The following is a 1,963-nucleotide window of genomic DNA, read 5'->3' as shown; positions in this document are numbered from 1 at the left end:
TGTTTGACAATGAATATGATTTAGCCCTGGCTGTGATGGAGGGCATGGAATCACGAAGTGAACAAGGTGGGTATACGATGGAGCGTTTTAGGTTTAAATCATCCTAGCTACTTACGTGTCACCATAAGCTTCACAGTCACGCTACTATGCCGATGGTTCCAGTGTCTGTATGAGCTGGCACAAGTCATTGATGATGAGTTTCTACCAGATTTTTCACCAGATTAAAGTACAGGCGAGGAGGTCTAATATCTCCTGGAAATAGAATTTGGTGTTGATGTTGGACGGGCGTATCCGTTGAGTTTCCTGGCTCAACCCAATCTCCAGGGATAGGCGAGCGTACTGATTGATTAAGAAAATCTCAGTGGTACGGAGTAGAGTTAATGAGCAGACTTGAGCTTCCTGACGGTCTAGAACAGTTCAGGGATAGGTTTGAGGCAACAGTCAAACCATATGTTGAAATTCAAGCTCATCCAACGAAAGCAGCAACTCTATGGCAGAGTAAATTTGCAGGTTTTCCATACTTGCCCAAGGGTTTTGACTACCCTAAAACTCCGGATGGTGACTATCTCTATCTTCTGGCACAAATCAATTTTAGCGAAGTCCCTCGTTTAGAAGGTTTCCCCGAAAAAGGTATTCTTCAGTTTTACATTGCTGGGGATGACTTATACGGCTGCAACTATGAAGCTCGAATGAGTCAAAAAGGTTTTCGTGTTCTTTATTTCCCTGACTTTGACCTCAACGAGGATAACCTCATCACGAATTTTGATTTTCTGCAAAACCTGTGGGATAGAGAATTTACCCCTTTTTCTACTCCTCGTTTCTATACCCCGGACAGAAACGACTGCTTTGCGTTGACCTTTAACCAGCAATCTGCTCCTATAACAACTTGTGATTATAAGTTTGACGAATTAATAGGAAGTGATGTTTGCGATGCATTTGTAAATGATGTTGATCTCGATTACGCCTATAACGATATGTATCCGGTAGGACATAAGCTGGGTGGTTATCCAGATTGCGTTCAAGAAGATCCTCGGCGGTTCCTGCCAGAAGATATTGAACCCTATCTTCTGTTGCTGCAAATCGACACTGATATGAAGAGTGCGGAAGAAATTGGAATTCAATGGGGAGATAACGGTACTTGTAACTTTTTTATCAAAGACTCAGCCTTGAGACGTCTTGATTTTTCGGATGTTATCTATGACTGGGCTTGCGGGTAAAAATAGTTTTGTTGTTACATTTTGGATCGGTAAACCCAGTAGTTCTATTCTTCCTCGTGGCTGGTGTCATTAATGCGATCGCTATACTCATCTCCCTTGTCGAGATTTTCTCCAGCCTTGGCTCTCAACTCTTCAAACAGTGCTTCAATCTGGCACTACCTTCTTTCCAACCTTTCTACTTTAGTGCGATCGCACTTCATCCAATAGAGGTTGGATGCAGGAAACCCAACCTCTACTCCAATACGATCGCTATCCTCGCCAATGCTGAATGCGATCGCGCTTCAGCGACTGAGCGCGATCGCGTTTGTCGAAATGACGCTCCACATTAGACCCAATGACAGTTCTGCTATGTATTTTCCTGAGGAAGAGGGCAAGCTTAACTCTGGCAAACCCCAACTTTCTAAGTGGCTCTGAAATAAATACGGCTCAACACACCAATATCCCTTTTCTGTCACTTTCCGAGTATTCTAAATAAAAGAATGAACAGAGAAAAACCTGAAAGGTAAGTAGGGCAATGGATGTAAAATTACAAATCCTCAAGCATTTGCCAAGAGATGCTCACCGAACAGTGACGCTCATAGATGAATATTGTGCAGAGTATAAAGACCTGTTTAAGGAAGTAAGAAATTATGAATGCTTCAAATATTTACATTTAGGGATAATGTCACCAATCAAAAGAAAATCATTACCAGAGATAGCGAAAGCTGTAAGTATAAACTCAGCTCAATCATTACATCATTTTATAG

The 1,963-nt window shown here is 42.0% G+C and carries 2 protein-coding genes and 1 pseudogene; all 3 read left to right on the top strand.

Translation table 11 applies throughout. The features are described from left to right. The first annotated feature begins 380 nt into the window (after positions 1 to 380). A complete protein-coding gene (locus tag H6H02_RS26525; RefSeq protein ID WP_190823410.1) occupies positions 381 to 1,217 on the top strand; it encodes a YwqG family protein in 837 nt (278 codons plus the stop codon). Between the two features lie 56 nt (positions 1,218 to 1,273). Continuing rightward, the gene (locus H6H02_RS26520; protein ID WP_190823409.1) at positions 1,274 to 1,546 is read left to right on the top strand and encodes a hypothetical protein; all 273 of its coding nucleotides are present in this window, start codon (positions 1,274 to 1,276) and stop codon (positions 1,544 to 1,546) included. Positions 1,547 to 1,731: 185 nt separating this feature from the next. Continuing rightward, positions 1,732 to 1,963: pseudogene (locus tag H6H02_RS26515) on the top strand (IS701 family transposase); the annotation flags it as partial.

This window comes from Coleofasciculus sp. FACHB-1120 (assembly GCF_014698845.1).
GTDB lineage: Bacteria > Cyanobacteriota > Cyanobacteriia > Cyanobacteriales > FACHB-T130 > FACHB-T130.
Note: the sequence above shows the minus strand (reverse complement) of the source record. Positions and strands in the feature narration are given on the sequence as shown.

Excerpts from the sequence above, each read along its gene's own strand:
- H6H02_RS26525 (WP_190823410.1), top strand. The coding sequence starts at position 381 with ATGAGCAGACTTGAGCTTCCTGACGGTCTAGAACAGTTCAGGGATAGG.